This window comes from uncultured Campylobacter sp., assembly GCF_905373215.1.
Taxonomy (GTDB): Bacteria; Campylobacterota; Campylobacteria; order Campylobacterales; family Campylobacteraceae; genus Campylobacter_B.
This window is the reverse complement of sequence record NZ_CAJPRT010000018.1, coordinates 12530-31659: the sequence shown is the minus strand read 5'-3', so window position 1 is coordinate 31659 and position 19130 is coordinate 12530. Positions and strand designations below refer to the sequence as shown.

Genomic DNA, 19130 nt, shown 5'->3' with positions numbered 1-19130 from the left:
TTTTAAAATTTACAAAGGCAAAATCGCTTTTTTAGTCGCGAAATTTTATTTTAAAAAGTGGCGGATGAAGATCGTCTCTTTTCATCCGCACTACTCGATACGCTTCCTGTATCGCTATTTTTGCGTTGCACACGCAGCCTGCTGACATAATCCCCCACCCTTTTGATCGTAAATTTTACTCCACCTCCCCAATGGCGCAAAATTTACGTTAAAATTTATAAGAAATTGCCATATGAAGCATACTTTAGTACAGCCATATAAAAATCAATGAGCATAAAATTTTACCTAAAAATTTGCACCCGCTCGCAATAATACTCGTCTTAAATTTCCACAAAGCGCTAAAAATCTATGCACGTTCGCCGCAGCACTACTTCAAACTCCCCGTTAAATTATTAAATGTGTAAGTCGCGCGTTCACTATAACGCTACCGGGCTTGTATTGCACTCACCAAGCTCATCCTCATCAATGCTAAAACAGCATTAATCATATTGCTAGAAAGCGTGTCAGCCGGCAGGTATAAAAGAGAACTACTGCGAAAGTGGCGCAAAATACGATACCTCCACGCCTAGCTGCTTAGTGCTTGCTGCTCTGCGAGTGCAAGCCCAAGATCCAAAAAGAGATTTAAAGTAAAGTAGCGCCTGCTACCCTACGCGCGTGCAGGTAGCTCAAAGCTGCCAAAAAGTTTGCGCTCACTTCGCCACTGAGCGCAATTTGCCTATTGCGCAGCTATTAATACTTTCAGATTTTAACTTGTTCACTTTTACTTTCCGTCTTTTAAATGCCTGCGCACAGCTAGCTGCAAAGACGTATTCGCTGGATATGCCTGTAGCTCGCCCCTCATGCCCTAGATAAAAATCCGTCGTAATTTATGCAGATATTTGACAACAGGATCGATGCGATCTTTCATACGAAGTCTAAAAGCGCTACGCCGATACTGATGCGCACCATTTTTTTGCTCTGCGCGCGCTGCCTACGTCGATGCGGTCACAATTTTTCTGATACGACACTTAAAGACAACCTATCGCCAAAACTACTGAAAAGCTTTTAGCCTTGTTTTTTCTGCTTTAGAATTTAATCTCAATCAGTTCTTTGCTAAACCGACAGAACCTCCATGTGTTTGATATATCATCAGCTCATCCACGCGGAATTTAGCTAAATTTATTTGGATTTCTAAAGACGCGGCAACTTACATCGCACCCGCATTTCAGATCACTGCGAAATTTCGCCGTTACATTGCAAAGAGTTAAATTCTATCGAGCAAATTTATTACAAATTTTAAGAGCAGCAAAAGCGGTAATGGATGGTTAATGCTTTTCTATATGGATACCGCCGCCATTAAATTTTAACCAAAGGCACCCCTTAAATTTGTACTCTTTAAATTAGCCAGCAAAAGCTTAAATTTAAAGGTTTCCTACGAAAGCAAACCCCGCAATACTTCATTAAGCGGCGCAAAAGCCGCTTTAAATTTCACTCTGCGATGCGATTTACCCAGATCAAAAACTCATCGCTCGGGTTCTCGTCGTCCATATGCGCGGAGGTGAGGAGCTCAAACGCAGTTTGCGGGATCGTCGTTTTAAACGTGTCCTTAAACCACTGCTGAAATTTTACGTTTGGATGCACGATAAAGTCGTCGCTGTTTGGCGGCGCACTAAAATCCTCATCCCAGCAGATTTCATCGTATCCGATCGCGAGCAATCGCAAAAAATCAAGCCCATTGCGAGCCAAAACGCAGGTCATGATCGAGCCCGAGCCGGAGCCCATGTGCGGGGTCTAGCCTCGCCCGCATCATCCAGCCACAGCGCACACATCGAGCCCTCCGAGCCGCTGCCTGCGAACACGCAGAGCCTCTGCTTGATCTCCGCGGCAAGCTCGCGATCCTCGCCGTAAAACCAATACCTTAGCTCCTCGTCGCGATTTTTCGGCTCATCCGTGAAAAATACGATGTCCGTGCCGCCCTCGCGCTCATCATCGCTCCAGCTCTGCTGCAGCCGATCCTGCGGATAGAGATAGCCGCGTCCGCGTCCGCCCGCGTCGTCATAAAAGCCGTTTGCTTCGATCCACGCATAAAGCGCCTGGGTCTCGCTCGGCACGCGCATGCCCTGCGGTAGCGCTTCGCGCAGCTGCGCTAGTAATAAATTTTCCACGATCGCTCCTTTTGCTGAATTTGTCCTTCAAATTTTACTTTATTTCGGCTAAATTTACGGATATTTTTCTAATATCTGCGGCATTTTACGCGCCCCGTCGCTACAAGCGCAAATCAGGCTTTTAAAATTTAGCCGATTTTGGTTGTGATACGTACGCGGCGTCGACGTGAGCGCATATTTGAAAAAGTATGAAAATTTTAAGTATAAAAATGCGTAAAATTTTACAACTTAAATTTTATTATTTTAAGGTCTCTTTGCTTCTTTGTAGAAATTTACGGTTTTAAATTTAACTCGCCGCAAAGAGTAAAATTTTAGCGATATCTATATATTTAAAATTTCTCGCGTCTTTTGTTTGCACGCCTCAAATTTGCTCAAACTCCGCGCGTCTTTGCAGCTCGTTTTTCGCCCCTATTTTGGTATATCCCGAGCCTCGCCCTAAAAAATATACATAGCCGGTATCTTTAAACTCCACCGCAAGCGGCATTTGCGCACCTTCTACGCCCTCGCAAATAAGCTGCGCAAGCGCATACTCCTCCAGCGCAAAGGCGTGCGGATACAGACTTATCTTTTTTAGATTTTTAAGAGCGGCGAGCGGCAAAAGCGCCGGATATGGAGCCTTGCACTTCACCCAGGTTAGTTTTAGCACTTAAAGACTGCATAAGCCTTTGAGAAACTCGAAATCTACAATCGGCTGATCCCAATCCAGCGTGCCGTTGATACACAGATATCGCAGCGAGGCCATGCCGCTAAGTCCCGAAAAATCGCTCGCTCTGCGTAAATTTTCAAAATGCGCCGATCTTAAGCTTTTCAGCTCGCGCAGAGGCGAAAGATCGCAAAATCCCGATACGTATTCCAAAACGAGCTCCTGCAGATCCCCACACTCAAAAATCTGCTCCCAAAAAGGAGTATCCGTCCCGATAGTAGCGATCTGCAGGCTCTATTTATCCGCTACGGGGCCGTTTAGCGCGAATGCAAAACGCTCGCGGTTGGGCACCATCGCCCAGTAATCATCCTTTCGATCTAGCAAATCTGCAAAGTGATGTATCATTTGCAATCTCCGTTTTTAAAATTTTAAAGCGCGTGATTTTATCGCGCAAACGGTGCGCTAAATTTAAGTCCATCTATCGAGCTCGCAAACCCTGCCGCCCTAAAATTTAGGCTCGCCGCGGCTCATCCCGCAAATATCCCCGCCACAATAACTCGCCGCGTATTCTGCAAATTTAAGCCTGCCGAATTTAAGCCAGGCGGGCTCTAGTCAAACTTAAGCCGCACAAGCTTTTGTTAAATCAAGCTCACGCGCTTCGAATTTGCAAATTTCGCCGCTGCTTGACCTAACGGGCGAATTTCGTCTAAATTCCAAGCTCGGCTCTTACGAGCGCTTCGTTTTGCGGCGTCAAAAAGCCCGCGATATCCTGCCACATGGAGTGAAAGCCGTATCCACCGTCTATCATCTCGCTACGCGCGGCATCCAGGCTCCAGCCCTGATAGATCACGCGGTACATCGCCACCACAAGCCCCGTGCGATCGGCTCCGTGATAGCAGTGCACGAGCACGGCGCCCTCCTTTTGGCGCTCGCGAATGGTGCGCAAGACGTCCGCGATCTGCGCGGGCTTTATCTCCCAGCTTTGAAGCGGCTTGTTCGTGAGCCAAAATTGATCCCCAAACGCCCTTTTGTCGCCGCCTCTACTAAAATGGCGCAGATTTACGATGCTTTTGATGCCAAGCTCGTGCAGCTTTGCGGCGTAGCTTCCGTCAAGTTGAGCGCTGCGAAATAGCAGCTCGTCCACGCGGTAGAAATTTTTTGCTTCGTCGATGAGGGTTGCTTTTTGCGATGAGTTCGAGTTTGTGTCGCGTGCTGCGGTATCTGCATTTTTAAAATGCGTGTTTTGAAATTTGGCGTCTTTTACGTCCGCGAGATTTTGCTCCGCGCCGCTTGTTTTTCTAAAATTTATGGAATTTGCTTCTGTCGCGAGCTCCGCATTTACGCCGGTAGCAAAGAAAAATGCGACCGATAGCGCAAGGGTTTTAAATTTCAAATTTCATCCTTTAAATTTGGCTAAATTTTATGATTTTGCGTAAAATTTGACGCCATACGGGTCAAATGCAAAATAGCAAGCGCGCCTAAATTTAACGCGAAATTTGAGCATCAAGCCCGCCCAAATCGCAGCCAAATTTTGCCGCGAGCCAGCAAGCTGCACCGTAAAATCAAAATTTCGTTTTTAAATTTCCCCGTTCCCGCCCTGGGTATCGCTAGATCAGCATTAGGTAGTTACATTGCGCAGTTACATTGCCCCTGTAAATTTACTGAAAATAAATCGTAAAAGGGGTGCGCCCGTTTCCGCGAGCGCTAGAGTTCCGTTGCAGGGAAGGTTTTCATGCTCGCCCCTTGCGATACTTACCCGAAATTTTTCTAAATTTTACGCTTTTAGCTTTCAATCAGATCGGTCTGCCAGTTCGCGCCTTGCAGCGTCGTGTCAAGCTGCCTGATCTGCTTTGCTAGCTCGTCTACCTGCTTTTGTAGCGCCGCGACGTCGACCGTGCTTAGGATTTTAATCTCGCTGCGCGAATAAACATCCACTTTTTGCGCGGAAGCTTGCGCAAAAGCCCGCAATGCGCCCGCTTTTAGCGTGAGTACGTCGCGTTTAGCGATCAGCTCTGTTAGGCTCTTGCCGTCTGCCTTTGCGGTGCAGTTGGTTAAATTTATCCGAACGATTAGCCGCTCAAGCTCGCTTGTGAGCGCGTCCAGCTCGGCTAGCAGCGCCTTTGGCTCCTCGCTTGGTTTCTCGCCCTCTTGCACCTTTGCGTTGTCTGCGAGCCTTGATTTTAGCTGCTCGATGCGTTTTTGTATGTCGGCGCGCAGTATCAGCGCCTCGGCTAGTTTCATTTTCGTCCTTTTTTAAAATTTATTTGCTGCCGCCAAGCTGTCGATCTTGTCCGTAGTGCGGTGAATACGGGCCGTAGAGCAAGCATTTGTTGCAGTTTTGGCCTAGCAGCATCGCATCTGCGCTCGCAGAGAGCTTGTATCCCGCGTCGGAGACGGTATCGCCGATCTGTTTGATGACCGCGGAGATCAGCATGCCTACAAGATCGTTACTACCTCTGCTTGAGTCGTCGCTTACCTGCGCCGAACCCTCCCAAAGCGTCGCGCCGCTTCTCAAATCCACGAGCTTGGCATTGACCGCCACGACGCTTACGCTATTTAGCAGCATATACGAAGTGCCGTATTTTACGACATCCATGTATAGCACGGCGTCCACGCCGAAAATTTGCCTTAGCTTGTGCGCGGAGACGTTTTGGATCTCGCTCGCCTCGTAAATTCCGTTATTTTTGAAGGTCTCATGCACGAGCGCAGGCGAAAATACGTAATAGCCCGCCTCGCTTAGCGGATAGATCGCGTTGGCAAGCACGGCAGCACCTGCGTCCACTTCGGTCGTTTCGTTTGTCGGCATCAAAACCAAAATCGATCGCGGCTTAGCCTGCTGAAGCGACGAATAGTCGTAAATTTCAGGCTCGCTTAGAGCACACGCGTTAAAAAACAGCGCCACGAATACGCTAAAAATCGCTATTTGAGCTTTATTTTTCATTTTTTAGCCTTTTTATTCGTTTTGCCGCCCTGCTTCGCGGCAGCTTTGCCTTGCTTCGCAGAGGCTTTTTTGGCGGCTTCGCGTCCGCTTGATCCTTGGACTTTATCAGCGCCCGGCTTGGTCGCAGCCTCAGCCTTTTTAAGCGCGGCCGGGTTTGTAACGAAGGTTAAAAACGGCTTTGATTCAGGGAAGGCCTGAGCTTCTTTATCGAAATTCTCTCTCGCCCTCGCGCCGTTGCCCGCGCTTAGATATAAAAGTCCCAGATGCGAATAAAGTCCCGGCGGGACTTTGAGCCCTTTTTCGTATGCCTTTTGGATAGATTTTTCAAGCGCTTCGATCTGTTCGCCTACGTCGCCTTCTTGCTTTAGATACTGATAAGTCGAGTCCGTGTAGCTGCCGTCCCAGTAATAAATTTGATTCCGCGTCCCGCCGCCGCAGCCGCAAAAAATCACGGCCGCAGCGGCAAGCGCAAGAGCGCTACCTGCTTTCAAATTTAATCCTTATCTTAGTTTAAACGCGCCGTTTTCAAGGCCGTTTACGAGATTATTGACCGCTTCGATGATCGCTAGGCTTAGCACCTTGCCGTTTAGCGTCGAATCATAGCCCGCAGTGCCGCCGAAACCTAGCACTTCGCGATTTGATAGCTCATACTCGCCCGCGCCCTGAGTCGAAAAGACCACCTCGGACGTCCTGACGTCAACGATGTTTAAATTTACTTTAGAATACGCGGTTTGAGTCTTTCCCTTGCCTAAAATTCCAAACAGCTGATGATCTCCGGTCGTCTTGCGGCCGAATTCAGTCACGTCGCCGGTGATAACGTATCTGGCGCCCTTTAAGTTTTGCGCGCTTTTGGAGATTGCGCTTTCCTCTTTGATGGCGCGCATATTCGTGCGATCAAGCACCGAGAAGCGTCCCGTTTGCTGTAAATTTGAAATAAGGATCGTCTGCGCTTGGTTGCCCAGTCTGTCCTCGCCGTCGGAGAACACGCCGTTGTTGTAAGAGGACTGGTTGTTAAAGCGTCCTACCGACACGGCGATCCGCTCGCCAGAGTAGTTGGTGTTTAAACTCGCTACCGTAGGAGTTTGCACTACACGAGAGCTCTCTTTCGCGCATCCGCTAAATAGCGCCAGCACCGAAGCTGCAATAACGGCAGCCGATATGGTTTTTTTGAAATTCATTCTTTACTCCTTAAGAAAAATTTTCCGTATGATAGCAAGAAATTCTTAAAAAAACGGATACGATTTATTTCAAATTTAATTAATTTGCCTTAAAATACGCCATGTCAAAATCGCGGAAATTTGATAAAGATCGCGCGAACAGCGGCGTCACTTTAAAGTAAGCAAATTTTAAAAGAGGCTTGCCGATGCGGAGCCGCTTTTAAAAAGCTTATAAAAAAACCGCGCGCAGCTCTGCCTCAATTTAAATTAAACTCATCCGGTTACGCTGAAATTTAGGGAAGTTTAAACGATATGTTTTTAAAATTCAACTTATATTTTTGCAAGGTGAAATGCGCGTACTAAAGCTCTGCGAAATTTCAATTTTTTCAATGAGGCAGCCCGGATCGATCTTAAAAACGATAAAAGTTCAAATTTGAAAGGATCCATATGCTAAAAAGCTACTTTAAAAATTTAGGCGCAGATTTGCGCACGGGCAAGCCGCTACTACATCCAATTCTGGTGACGGCGGCATTCTTGGCAGTACGCCATCTTTGCTACTATATAATTTTTCATTTTATTTTTGATCGCTGGTATGGCTGGGATTTCATAGGAAAAGGGATATTCGTATTTATGCTTGAGTTTACGTGTAGCGCCTATTTTATCACTCTATGCACACATTTTTTGCTCGTGCGAAAGATCAGATACTCTTTTGCGCTTATATGGGCAGCGCTTGCCATTTTGCTCGTGACAGCGTGCTTTTGGGGATATTATCGCGTAGATATCTATCATCAAAAAGAAGGTGTGTTTTACTCTTTTTTCCTCGCATCCTTAATCGCCACGAGCATCTATCTTCTGTTTTTATCGGTCGTATGTAAGCGATTTTTGCCGATTATTTACGCAGCGGTATTTGTCGCAAGCTACGCATTGGCGATTTATATCGTTTTTAAGACGGAATTATTTGGATTTTTTTCGTCCGTTCAGGCGCTATTGATCGTTTGCCCTTTGCTATGGGCGTTTTATTTCAAATTTGAGTTCAAAAGAATTTTCGCCTCAGAGGATAAAAACACGCAAATAAACGCACCTGCAAGTGGCGAGGAGTGAAAATTTATCCGCAACAAAATACTACAAAATTTTACTGCCGCGCACAAACGAGTAAAGCGGCAAATTTCACTGCCCGGGAGCACGTTTGACAATGCGACGATTAATTTTCGCCTTACAATCACGCCCGTTTATTTTGTCTGCTTGAAAATAAATTTGTTATAATCCCGAAAATTTAAAAAATCACAAAAGGAGTCGTATGTTTAATATCCTACTCGTCGAAGACGACGAGGCTTTGAGCTCGGCGATAAGAGAAAAACTGCTTGACGAGGGTTTTAGCGTGAGCTGCGCCTTCGATGGCAAGCGGGCGGCAGAGGCGCTGGATGAGGCGCACTTCGATCTTATCATCTCGGACGTGATGATGCCTAAGATGGACGGTTTTGAGCTTAGCAGATACGTTAGGCGCGACGGCAAGAGCCAGCCGATACTCATTATAACGGCAAAAAGCGAGATCGAGGATATGCAGACGGGCTTTAAAAGCGGCGCGGACGATTATATGAGCAAGCCGATAAATTTAAAAGAGCTCGTGCTGCGCGTGCATGCGCTACTAAGGCGAGCCAAGATCGCGAACGAAAAGCGGCTACTCATCGGCGGAAGCGAGCTTGACTACGATACGCTTAGCATCCGTGCGGCGGGCGAGCGGATAAGCCTGGCGCCGAAGGAATTTCGCCTTTTGTTTCTGCTGCTAAGCTACGCGGGCAGAATTTTTACGAGATTTGAGATAATGAGCGAAATTTGGGGCTACGAGACGGACAGCGACGAGCGCGTAGTCGATACGCACATCAAAAAGCTGCGGGCAAAATTCGAAAACTCCAAGGATTTTGAGATAATCACCGTGCGCGGGCTCGGCTACAAAGCCGTAAAAAAGGAGCGAGCGTGAAAAAATACCTCATCAGCCTCAAAAGCTTCATCGCATTTTACTCTTCGCTCGCATTCGGCGTGATAAATTTCATCGTCTGCTTTGCGGTTTGCATGCTTTTTTACATAGGCATCGGTGGCAAGATCGGCGGCTTTTGGGACGGAGTGGCGCTGTGCGCGATCATCTGTCTGATCACGATGGCGCTAAATTTTACCCTGCTTTACTTCGGGCTTAAAATTTTATTCCGCCCGATTAAGCGGCTACTAGGCGCGATCACCGCGATCGCAAACGGCGATTTTGAGGCGCGCGCCGAGCGCAAGCTGCACGGACACCGCACCGATTACCTCTATATGCACGAGCTGGACGAGCTTGTGGTAAACGTCAATAAAATGGCGCAGAAGCTGCAAAAGCACGAGCAGCTACAAAAGGAGTTCGTCTCAAACGTCTCGCACGAGATGAAAACGCCGATCTCCTCAATCGCCGCGTTAAGTGAGATGATAGAGGGCGGCGTGAGCGAGGAGCGCGCGGTGCGATACGCAGCCTCCATCGGCGCAGAAGCAAACCGCTTAAGCAAGCTCTGCACCGATATGCTAAAGCTAACGAGGCTTGATAGCGGCGCGGCGGTGCGCCTAGATGAGACGGTACGTATCGACGAGCAGCTGCGGCAATGCATCATATCGCTGAGCCAAAGCTACGAAGGGCACGAGTTTGAGCTAGATTTATCGCCGCTTAGCGTGCGATCAAACGCGGGGCTACTAAATCAAATTTGGCGAAATTTAATCGAAAACGCGCTTAAGTACTCGCGCCCGGGCGGTAAAATTTTCATTCGTTGCTGCGCTTGCGATGGCTTTGCGCAGGTGATCGTAAAAGACGAAGGTATCGGCATCGCGCGCGAGAAGCTGGATAAAATTTTTGACCGATTTTATCAGTGTGAGGAATCGCATAAGGAGCTTGGCAGCGGGCTTGGGCTTAGCATCGTACGCACGGCGCTTGATCTTTTAGGCGGACAGATCGAATACGAAAGCGAACCCGGCGTCGGAACCGAGGCGCGCGTTAAAATTCCGCTTTAAATTTCAAATCAAGACGGTGCGGATGAGCTGCGTCTTATAATTCATAGCTCGTCGTAAAATTTCGCCCCACAGGCGCAAGTCACGCCGATGTAAGCTTTGACGATACGGGCCCTGACGGCGCAATCCTGGCCGATGCAAGCTTTGATGATACAAGCTTTGACGACGTAAAAAAGTGCGGGCGTGTCGCGCGTCGCATTCACATAAAATTCTGCTTTAATTTTATATCGATTTGCCGCGGACGCCTCGCGCGCCGCGACGAGGTCGGAATTCTACTTTAAATTTACCGCGCGCTGCAACTTTGCCGCCCTTTACGACTTTGCTGCGCATTACGGCGGGCGGCAGGCTCGCTTAAATTTACCGCGCCTTAACACAAGTAGCTGAATTTTGCCTGAAATCTGCCGCCGCTCGCTTGCACTTTACGACAGGCGGCAAAAATTTCGCCATAAATTTCAAAAGACACATTAAGAACACAATCACCTTATATAATCCCGCCCATACATCGATCGGGCACGCTTCTAGCAGCCCGAGTCTGGCAAATAATGAAATTAAAAACAAAGGAGAAGCGATGAGTAAGGCCGTACTTCACTCGGTGCTAGCGATAGAAGCCATTTTATGGGGGCTTTTGTCGGCTGTAGTTTTAGGCGCGTAATTTTTACGCTTTGAGCTAGACGATCTGCCGAAAATTTATAAAATTTGCGCCCTGCCTCGCATCCGCTGCGAAAAGGGGCGCACCTGCGCTAACGATAAATCAAAATTTAATCCACCCGCCGCCTGCGCGCAACCTGGCCGCACACAAACCTCGCTGTGCGCCCCCCCCCGCCGCAAACTATAAAGATCGATAAAATTTTAAATGCTACGAGCGGACGAATGAGTCTATTTTGCCCTATTTCGTCTGCGCCTTTTGCAATATGTGCCCGCCCGCAAACAGCTTGCGATAGGAAATGATTTGAACGGCGCAAATTTTAAAATACGCGACCCGCTCCCGGGTGCGCAAATTTATGCCTTTGCCGCTAAGCGATTTTTAAAAGCTCTCGAGCTAAAATTTATCCCGATTTGAGATCAAATTTAAACTCAACCCAGACGGCGAGAATTTTACAAAAGATGCCGCAAGAGGCGAAATCTCAAAGGAGCCTAGCATGAAAAGATTGATAAATTTCCTGAGGCGCATTTACGCGGACCTGCTCGCAGGCAGAGCGCTGCTGCATCCGATCCTACTTACGGCTGCGTTTTTAGCGGCGAGATTCGGCACGCTATATGTCATAGATGAAAAAATTTTAGGAAGCGGCTATGATTTGGGGATATTTGGAGAATTCGCTTATTACATATTTTTTGATTTTGTCGCAGGTGCCTATTTTATAGCTCTTTGCGCGCATATTATCTACGCTTCGCCCGAAGTCAAATCACTTAAAATTTTACGCAAAATTTTACTCGCGATAATCTTGGCATCTTGCGCACTGGGTTATTTTGCTTCGGACGTAAACTACCAAAAACTAGGCGTCCTTGAAGCCTTTTTAATTGCCTCGCTAATTTGCATTTGCATCTATTTGGTCGCAACCGAAATATCAAACGACCGCTCAAACGCGGTATTTTGGGGTTTTTCTTATGTTCTTAACTACATAGGTGCCTTATTTGTAATATTTCATGCGCAAGCCGCCGAAGTCGTAGCCGTCATTTTAATAATCCTTTGCCCACTCGCGTGGGCGTTTTATTTCAAATACGAATTTCAAAAATCGCTCGCGAGAGCCGCCGCAAGCAATGATGAAATTTTAAATAGTGCAAGCAGCGATGAAATTTCAAAAAGCAAAGCGCGCACGGAGAGTTAAATTTACAAAATTCCACCGCAAATGGCTAAATTTACAAAATTTCGCCAGGGTTAAATTTTAAAATTTACCGCGCGACGCTTTTATCCTTTTATATCTTCGATCACCTCTTCTATGAAACGAGCGGTATCAATTAGCTTAAAGCCGCATACTTTGGGATCGGCAGTAATTTTATTATAAAAATCTTCCAATTCTTTCGCGGGAGATAATTCGCCTAATTTAAACGGGGTAAATTTTACTTTACCGATCTTTTTTAGACGAGGCAGTAGCTCCTTTAAATTCTTATGATTAAACCAGCAGTCCGTTCTAAGGAAGCCGCCGTTTTTCGAGCCTGCGATCTTGCTTTTTAAAAAATCGTCCATGCCGGGTGGCTCTTTTTGCAGCAGTCTGGTGCAGGCTAGGTGATACTCGAGATTCCTGGGCGCTTGATCTACTGCCGAGACAAAGCAAACGCCGTATCCCTGCTGCATCCGGATAGACAAAACGTCGCCCTCCTCAAAATACGGCGTTTTTTGCTTCGAAATTTTGGGCCGTTTAAGCGGTCTAGGGTTTTCGCTTTTTAGCTGAAGCGCTAATTTATCAAGCGCTTTTTGACGGCTCTTTTGAGATTTTTCAAAGACCTTATTCCACATTTCGCTTGCGCCGCCTTTTATGATAGCAAGGGCTTTTTCGCGGATTTCGTCGTTTAAAAATCCGATCTTCCAAAGCGAATACGCTAGAGCCGTCCAATAAATCTCGCTATAAAGCTCATCGGTACAGAAATTCTCCGCCTGCGCCAAAACATCTTGCAGTATCGTTTCAACATCTTCGCCGTCTTTGTAGCGCTCGGTGATAGTCAAATATATATCGTATCCATCGTCGCTATCGATAATTTTCACCCCGTCTATCGCCATTTTGTCTCCTTTATTTTGATCTTTTCTCTGCCGATTTCGCTGAGCCGAATTTTATCAAAATTTGAGCGCCTGAAAGACGTTTTATTTTAAATACAAATTTAAAGGAGCACTTGCTAAAAACACCGAAAACGAGAGTAAAATTTAAAGTAAAAAGTTGGACAAATTTGGAGATTTAGCGAGTTAAATTTTCATTTCATCTGCAAATCCGTCAAATTTAGGATAAAATTTTACTACCCAAATTTTAGCCGTGATCAAAAATACGCAAGCAAAAAGCTATTTTGCGTTAAAGTCCTCAAATTTAGTCGGTAAATTTCGCTCCAAAGGGCGGTTTTAAACGCCGATGTTTGACTAAATTTAGAAATCTTAAAAACTAGCCAAAAGATCCGAAACCCAAAATCCAAGCCGTGCCAAAAGTCCTAAGTCTAAAAATTTATCTACCGTTATACAAAGTATCGTGACGATAAGCGCGATCATCCAGCGCTTTTGAGCTTTTTTGCCGATCCTGTGCGAGGTTTTTACGCCCGCGTAAACGCCCGCTAGCGAGCCGACTCCGAGCAACGCGCCGATCTTATAGTACACGAGCCCATGCGCGGAAAGGCTCAGAAAGCCCGCACTCGAGGAAAATATTACGAAAAATAGCCCCGTGCTGACGGCCTTTTTGATGTCGTAGTTTAAAAAGCTGATCAAAATAGGCATCACGAATACCGCGCCGCCAATACCCACGCTGATCGCCGCGGCGCCGACGAACAGCCCCACGATAAAGAGCAAAATTTTAGATTCGTTGGGCTCGCCGGTGGGCTCGGTCGGGGTTTTGAATAGTTTGATTAAATTTATGATCTGCACCAAAATAAGCGTGCCCAGTAGAAATTTTGAGGAGAAATAGCTTACGATAAAGCCGCTGCTAAGCGCGCCGCAAAAGCCCCCGAGCCCCAGCACCAGCGCCGGCGCGACGTCGAGCATTTTGCTTTTAAAATTTACGAATGAGCCGAAAATCGAGCTGAAGATCATCTGCATGATGCTGATGCCGATGGCGTACTTGACGTCGTAGCCGAAGAGCATCATCACGGGCACCACGACCGTGCCGCCGCCGATGCCGAAAAATCCGCTGATAAAGCCTACGCAGGTGCCGATTAAAATGTATTCAAAAAACATCCATATTCCTTATTTCAGCCCCTTTGATCTCTCTAAATTCCGCTTTTTGGCGGCTCGTAATTAAAATTTACCGCTTGCAAGCGTTTAAATTTAGGCGCGAAATTTAGCAAATTTAAAGCTTATAGTCGTTTTGCTTCGCGCATCCATTCGCGGTAGCGCTCGCGCGAAATTTTTATATTTTCATATCGCAAGGTGTCCGCGCGAAAGCATTTTAGGCTCAGTTTATTACCCTCAAAGCCCGCAAAATCAGCCTGCTCGTAGATGTCGTAACCGCCCTGTATGCAGTCTAAGACATCGATATATCTCTGCTCTTCGCTCATCGGCTCGGCAAAGCTTACCAAATGCACGCCGTTTGGAGCACCCCAGTAGCAGCCGCTAACGGCCAGCGCGTTCCAATCCCCCAGATAGTGCACGCCATCCCAAATGAAGCTCTCCTTGCCGTCTAGCCAGGCGTCCGGCACGAGGCGCATGATCTGCGCTGAGGCTAGATCAAGCACGCTGTAGCCGTATAGATCCTGGCGAAAAACGAGGTAAAATTTGCCGTCTGCGTGGCGGATCAGACTAAAAAATTCCGCCCTATCGTCTATACAGCGCCAGCTTATTATCTGCATTTTGCGAGCATCAAACAGCGTGTATTCGCCGCCGCTAAAGCTTGTCGCGCCGAGCCTATATGCGTCCTTTACGATCTCATATCCGCCGCTTAAATTTATCGTTTGGCGCTGAGTAAAATTTCGCTCCTCGAAAAGAGTTTCCGCCTGTTTGATGCGCGCTTGGTACTGCGCGGAATTTACGGCATTTGCCATCGTACGCTCCTTAAAATTTCATGCAAGCGGGTTAAATTTTGCGCTGTCTCAAACGGCTCGCGCTTCTTAAATTTAATGCGAACCGAATAAATTTAGCCTCGCTAGGCGGCAAAATTTGACCGCTAGGCGGCAGAGCTCAAGCATTTGGCGGCAACCTACAACTACTAAGTGCAATTCGCGTAAATGCTATGCACCCGTGCCTAAATTTTAAATCTCGCCTTGCCAATTTTTTAAAATTTACCCGCAGTTTCGGCGCTCTGCGAATACTTGCGATACCGCACCGCCTTTAAATACTCGCACACAAGGACCTGAAATTTTATGAGCGTTTGAAATTTCGCGGCGTTTAAATTTCACGATATTTAAAATTCCGCAGCGTTTTAAAATTCCACGAAGATCTGAAATTTAGCGAGCATTTGAAATTTCACAATCTCTAAAATTCCATATAGCGTCTTAAATTTTATCCAAATGCGGACAGCCAAACCGCCCGGACGGGCAGGCCGCTCAAATTTGCTCGCCCGCGCTGTGCCGCCAGCGATTACTCAAATTTACTCTCCTCCGCAGCGCCGCTATCGTATAAATTTAAAATTCTACTCGCCCGAGACTGCGAATATTACTCGGATTTGTCCTCACTCTTGGCGCCCGAAATTTTATCCAGCACCTTTTTGCCGACCTCGCTTTGATTTAGCGCTTCGAGCATCGCGGCTAGCTGCGTGCCGCCCTTGGCGCTTAAAATTTCGCCGAATTTACTCATCCCCTCGCCCACGCTACCTTCGTTTGCGATGATCTTAAGATCCGCCGCGCTTAGCGCCTTGGCCTGCTCCAGACCGATATCGCGGTTTGCTTCGATCTGTTTGATCGAAATGAGATAGGTTTGGTATCCCTGATTTTCGCCGATCTCGCGCGCGAGCTCGATCTGTGCGTTTACCGGCGCGAGCTCTTTTAACCTAAGCGCCTCGGCCTCGGCAGAGCCTATCTTTAGCGTACCCTGCGCCTCTTTGTCCTTCATCTCCAAAAGCGCCGCGGCGGCAAGAAACTGCTTCTCCTTATCGCCCTGCGCTACTAAAATTTGATTTTCCTTGATCGCTTCGGCGTCGCGGATTTTGGCGTTTTTGCGCGCTTCGGCGTCGATCTCGATCTTGCGCTGCTCCTGCTCGGCTTTTACGATCTCCACTTGCTTTTTGATCTCGGCCTGCTTGACGTCGTTTACCCGCACGACCTCCATCGCCTTTTCCTGCGTGATCTTTTGCTGATCCTTGATGAGCTGCTCGGCCTGCTCCTTTGAGATCGCGACTTCGCGCTCGTTTTCGACGGTCTTAAGGCCCACCATCTTATTGGCCTCCTGCTGGCGCACTTCGGTTGCCTGCGCGGCTTCGATCTCGGCGATTTGAGCGAGCTTGGTATTGTTTGCGACCTCTACGCGGCTTTCCTTTTCGATCTGGGATTTTTTCTTCTCCATGATGTTTAAGATGACCTTGCTGCCGCTGCTATCTCGGATATCCATCAACTCGATGTTTTTAACGGGCTCGATACCCCAGTTTTGCAGCTGCGTCTTTACCGCCTTGGTAAAATCATCTCCGAGCTCGGAGCGGATCTGCAAGATGTCCTCAAGCACGCGGCTCGAAAGGATCGAACGAATCGAGCCTTGGATGATGTTTGTGAGCTGGTTATTAAGGTCTTGAAAATTATTGACGCGTTGTGCGGCTAAATTTGAATCCACGATTCTAAAAAACGCCGTAATATCAACGACGAAAGGAAGCCTGCCTAGATCATACGCCTCGTAATCCTCGATCTTGATGCTAAAGACCGAGACCGGCAAAACGATCTTCGTAACGCCCAGCACCGGCACCCAGCTTGGGAATTCATAATAGCTGTTACCGTTGCCGGTATCTTTGCCGTAGCTCGTCGTCTTACGCGCGCTCTGGACGATATGCACTTCATTCGTCTCCACTATGCGCCTAAAAAACAGAGGCACGATGATGAAAAGCACCACTAAAATCCCAGCGGCGGCACCTATCAAATATAAAATTTCATCCATTTTCTCTCCTTCAAAAATGCTAAATTTAAAATGGATTATATAAAAGTTTACTTTGAAAAATAATAAATAATCGCGGCGGCGGCAGTTAAAATTTACGCAATTTTAATGAGGTTTTTTGTAATATCGCAGCGTATATTTCAATACCTTTTAGGAGAAAAAATGAAAAAATTTTTACTACTGCTTTTAGCGGGTGCGCTTTTTGCGAGCGCGGCAGAGCTTAGAACTATCAAGGATATGGACGGAGCTGAGGTCAAAATCCCCGCAAAAGTTGAGCGCATCGCGGCACTCTGGCACTCGAACAATCAAATTTTACTGGCCCTAGGAGGAGCGGACAAGATCGTCGCTACCACCGATAACATCAGCAAAAACGCATGGTTTCTTAAAATTTATCCGCGCCTAGCGCAGATCCCAGTGCTGCTAAAAAATAACGACGTAAATTTAGAGGAACTAATGAGCCGTAACCCCGACGTAGTCATCGTCTCAACCGCACTGGCAGGCGAAAATTTAGCTAAGCAGGGCTTTACCGTTTTAAAGGCGAGCTTTAGCGATTACGAGCAGATGAGGCGAAGCATCAGGATGTGCGGCGATATGCTAGGCGGCGACGCGCCGCAAAGAGCGAAGGATCTGATCGCAAATCTCGATAAAAATATCGCTTTGGTTAGCGGCCGCACCGCAAATTTAAGTCCCGATAAGCGCCCGCGCGTCCTTCACATCGTAGGCGGAAGCGATCTTTTAAAGATCGACGGCAAGGGCACGCTGATCGACTCGTGGATAGAGCTGGCCGGCGGAACGAATGCGATCACCGCCACAAAAGGTCCGATGAAAACCATCACTGCCGAGGAGATCATAGCTAGCAACCCGCAGATCATAATCGTGGGCGGCGATCACAACGAAGATGCGGTAGAGAAGATCAAGGCTAGCCCGGTTTACAGCGGCACGGATGCGGTCAAAAACGGACGCGTTTACGGCAATCCGCGCGGGGTTTTTAACTGGGATCGATACGGCGCGGATACGGTACTTCAAATTTTATGGGCAGCCAAAACCATCCAGCCGGAGCTCTTTGCCGACATCGACGTGAAAGCCGAAACAAAGGCGTTTTATAAAAAATTTATGAATTACGAGCTGAGCGACGCGGAATTTGGCTATATTTTAAAAGGACTTAACCCGGAGGGTAAATAAGATGCGGCACCGAAGCAACGGCATCAGCGCCGCACCTAGCAGGCTGCATCTGTGCCGAATGCTCATCGTGTAGTAGGCGGCGGATACATCGGCACAGAATGTTTCATTGTGCGGCGGCACATCAGCGCCGAGAAGACCGCCTGTCCTATCTCGACACCGAATATACAAATCGTCAGTCATACGGGCGAGCGTCGATCGTATCGTCAAAACAAGCGGCACTATCGCATTTTGGCGCGTTGAAGTGCGGATGCCGCCCGCATAAAGCACAGATCCCATCGGTGCTCGGCGCATCTATACCTAAATGACGGCGTCGCTGCCACATTGTCCCAACCGAAGCGGCATCCCTAACGCGCGGCGTGCCGAGCAAACATAGCCACAGTATGTCAAACGGGCGGCGCTAAGCGGAATAAAATTTAAACCCGCGGCGAGCAAAAAAGGGAAAGCAAGACTGCAAGATAAAATTTAAAGCAAAGGAGGCAGTCATGGAAATTTCATTTTTTACGACGCTTGAGCCTGCTCTAGCGGGCGCTTGGATACCCTCATTTGCTATGGTACTGATACAGTTCGCGTATATGTTTATCTACAAGGAGGTCGGCAAGCGCGCCACCGATACTTCGTGGTATACGCTCGCGGACAAGCGAAATGCGATCATAAGCTCGCTGCTGCAAGTAGCACTGCTTATTTTGTCGGTGTTCGTGCCGTTTAAGACGGGCAGCGCGTGGTTTTGGATCGGAGCGGCGATCTACGTAGCGGCTTTTGCGGGCTTCATCAAGGCTTTTTACGACTATGCGGCGGCTCCTGCGGATAAAGCCGCACAAGGCGGCATCTACCGCCTATCGCGCAATCCGATGTATCTCTTTTATTTCCTCGGCATGGCGGGCGTTTGTATCGCTTCAGCGTCGCTGTGGCTACTCATAGCGATAGTGCCCTTTGCCATATACAACCATCTCGTGGTCCTGGGCGAGGAGCGCTACTGCGAGCAAGCCTACGGGCGGGAGTATCTAAAGTATAAACGCAAGACGCCGAGATATTTTTTGTTCTTTTAAGAGAACGGCGCGCGATTGAGCTTTAAAGCAGGAGCGCGAATTTAGATAGAGCTTTTAAAATTTTAATAGACTTGCGGGCTAATTTTAAAATTCCGCTCGAAATTTTAAAGACTGCGAGATATAGGCTTAAATTTAGAACTAAATTTAAAAACTCAAAATTTCAAATTTGCTCGCCGCCTAGGCTAAATTTAAAATAGTCGGTATTTAAAAACGCCATTTTAAATTTACGCTTGCAGGCATTATGGCGTCCGTAAAGCGCGGGAGACTCCATAAACAGCGAAATCAATTAC

At 47.6% G+C, this 19130-nt stretch carries 21 protein-coding genes; 7 read left to right on the top strand and 14 right to left on the bottom strand.

Annotated elements, in window-relative coordinates; genetic code table 11:
• Positions 1-1467 precede the first annotated feature (1467 nt).
• The 9 genes from QZ176_RS08305 to QZ176_RS08265 form a co-directional block, all read right to left on the bottom strand.
• The gene (locus QZ176_RS08305; RefSeq protein ID WP_295152740.1) at positions 1468-1761 is read right to left on the bottom strand and encodes a hypothetical protein; all 294 of its coding nucleotides are present in this window, start codon (positions 1759-1761) and stop codon (positions 1468-1470) included.
• On the bottom strand, positions 1734-2144 hold the full coding sequence (locus QZ176_RS08300) for a hypothetical protein (protein WP_295152738.1): 411 nt from the start codon (positions 2142-2144) through the stop codon (positions 1734-1736). Before QZ176_RS08300 ends, QZ176_RS08305 begins: the two co-directional genes overlap by 28 nt.
• A gap of 361 nt (positions 2145-2505) precedes the next feature.
• Positions 2506-2790, bottom strand: a complete 285-nt coding sequence (locus tag QZ176_RS08295; RefSeq protein ID WP_295152736.1) for a hypothetical protein — start codon at positions 2788-2790, stop codon at positions 2506-2508.
• On the bottom strand, positions 2791-3000 hold the full coding sequence (locus QZ176_RS08290) for a hypothetical protein (RefSeq protein WP_295152734.1): 210 nt from the start codon (positions 2998-3000) through the stop codon (positions 2791-2793). It abuts the gene before it with no gap.
• 493 nt (positions 3001-3493) lie between these two features.
• Positions 3494-4180, bottom strand: a complete 687-nt coding sequence (locus tag QZ176_RS08285) for a tyrosine-protein phosphatase (protein ID WP_295152733.1) — start codon at positions 4178-4180, stop codon at positions 3494-3496.
• Between the two features lie 389 nt (positions 4181-4569).
• The gene (locus tag QZ176_RS08280) at positions 4570-5028 is read right to left on the bottom strand and encodes a DIP1984 family protein (RefSeq protein ID WP_295152730.1); all 459 of its coding nucleotides are present in this window, start codon (positions 5026-5028) and stop codon (positions 4570-4572) included.
• A 19-nt stretch (positions 5029-5047) separates the two neighbouring features.
• Positions 5048-5728, bottom strand: a complete 681-nt coding sequence (locus QZ176_RS08275) for a DUF799 domain-containing protein (protein WP_295152728.1) — start codon at positions 5726-5728, stop codon at positions 5048-5050.
• Positions 5725-6219, bottom strand: coding sequence for a DUF4810 domain-containing protein (locus QZ176_RS08270; RefSeq protein WP_295152727.1), 495 nt, complete (start codon positions 6217-6219; stop codon positions 5725-5727). Before QZ176_RS08270 ends, QZ176_RS08275 begins: the two co-directional genes overlap by 4 nt.
• Before the next feature lie 9 nt (positions 6220-6228).
• Positions 6229-6906: a CsgG/HfaB family protein gene (locus QZ176_RS08265; protein ID WP_295152725.1), complete on the bottom strand. Its 678-nt coding sequence runs from the start codon at positions 6904-6906 to the stop codon at positions 6229-6231.
• Between the two features lie 426 nt (positions 6907-7332).
• Between QZ176_RS08265 and QZ176_RS08260 the strand changes: the two genes are divergently transcribed.
• The 3 genes from QZ176_RS08260 (at position 7333) to QZ176_RS08250 (ending at position 9912) form a co-directional block, all read left to right on the top strand.
• Positions 7333-7986: a hypothetical protein gene (locus QZ176_RS08260; protein ID WP_295152723.1), complete on the top strand. Its 654-nt coding sequence runs from the start codon at positions 7333-7335 to the stop codon at positions 7984-7986.
• 196 nt (positions 7987-8182) lie between these two features.
• Positions 8183-8863, top strand: coding sequence for a response regulator transcription factor (locus QZ176_RS08255; protein WP_295152721.1), 681 nt, complete (start codon positions 8183-8185; stop codon positions 8861-8863).
• The gene (locus QZ176_RS08250) at positions 8860-9912 is read left to right on the top strand and encodes a HAMP domain-containing sensor histidine kinase (RefSeq protein WP_295152720.1); all 1053 of its coding nucleotides are present in this window, start codon (positions 8860-8862) and stop codon (positions 9910-9912) included. The genes QZ176_RS08255 and QZ176_RS08250 overlap by 4 nt, the downstream gene beginning before the upstream one ends.
• Positions 9913-9953: 41 nt before the next feature.
• Here the strand turns inward: QZ176_RS08250 and QZ176_RS08245 are convergent, their stop codons facing one another.
• On the bottom strand, positions 9954-10112 hold the full coding sequence (locus QZ176_RS08245; RefSeq protein ID WP_295152719.1) for a hypothetical protein: 159 nt from the start codon (positions 10110-10112) through the stop codon (positions 9954-9956).
• A gap of 209 nt (positions 10113-10321) precedes the next feature.
• Here QZ176_RS08245 and QZ176_RS08240 point away from each other — a divergent pair, with 209 nt between their 5' ends.
• Both QZ176_RS08240 and QZ176_RS08235 read left to right on the top strand, forming a co-directional pair.
• Positions 10322-10561, top strand: a complete 240-nt coding sequence (locus QZ176_RS08240) for a hypothetical protein (RefSeq protein WP_295152717.1) — start codon at positions 10322-10324, stop codon at positions 10559-10561.
• 487 nt (positions 10562-11048) lie between these two features.
• Complete coding sequence (locus tag QZ176_RS08235; protein WP_295152715.1) at positions 11049-11735, top strand: hypothetical protein; 687 nt, start codon at positions 11049-11051, stop codon at positions 11733-11735.
• Positions 11736-11815: 80 nt separating this feature from the next.
• Here the strand turns inward: QZ176_RS08235 and QZ176_RS08230 are convergent, their stop codons facing one another.
• The 4 genes from QZ176_RS08230 to QZ176_RS08215 all read right to left on the bottom strand — a co-directional run bounded on the left by QZ176_RS08230 (position 11816) and on the right by QZ176_RS08215 (position 16615).
• Complete coding sequence (locus QZ176_RS08230) at positions 11816-12625, bottom strand: hypothetical protein (protein ID WP_295152713.1); 810 nt, start codon at positions 12623-12625, stop codon at positions 11816-11818.
• Between the two features lie 363 nt (positions 12626-12988).
• The gene (locus tag QZ176_RS08225; protein ID WP_295152711.1) at positions 12989-13777 is read right to left on the bottom strand and encodes a sulfite exporter TauE/SafE family protein; all 789 of its coding nucleotides are present in this window, start codon (positions 13775-13777) and stop codon (positions 12989-12991) included.
• Between the two features lie 119 nt (positions 13778-13896).
• Positions 13897-14580 (bottom strand): hypothetical protein, encoded by a 684-nt coding sequence (locus tag QZ176_RS08220; protein WP_295152709.1) that lies wholly within the window; start codon positions 14578-14580, stop codon positions 13897-13899.
• 610 nt (positions 14581-15190) lie between these two features.
• Positions 15191-16615, bottom strand: a complete 1425-nt coding sequence (locus QZ176_RS08215; RefSeq protein WP_295152707.1) for an SPFH domain-containing protein — start codon at positions 16613-16615, stop codon at positions 15191-15193.
• Positions 16616-16774: 159 nt separating this feature from the next.
• On the opposite strand from QZ176_RS08215, the gene QZ176_RS08210 reads away from it, so the two are divergent.
• Positions 16775-17794, top strand: coding sequence for an ABC transporter substrate-binding protein (locus QZ176_RS08210; RefSeq protein WP_295152705.1), 1020 nt, complete (start codon positions 16775-16777; stop codon positions 17792-17794).
• 482 nt (positions 17795-18276) lie between these two features.
• Complete coding sequence (locus QZ176_RS08205; protein WP_295152704.1) at positions 18277-18840, top strand: isoprenylcysteine carboxylmethyltransferase family protein; 564 nt, start codon at positions 18277-18279, stop codon at positions 18838-18840.
• Positions 18841-19130: the final 290 nt, after the last annotated feature.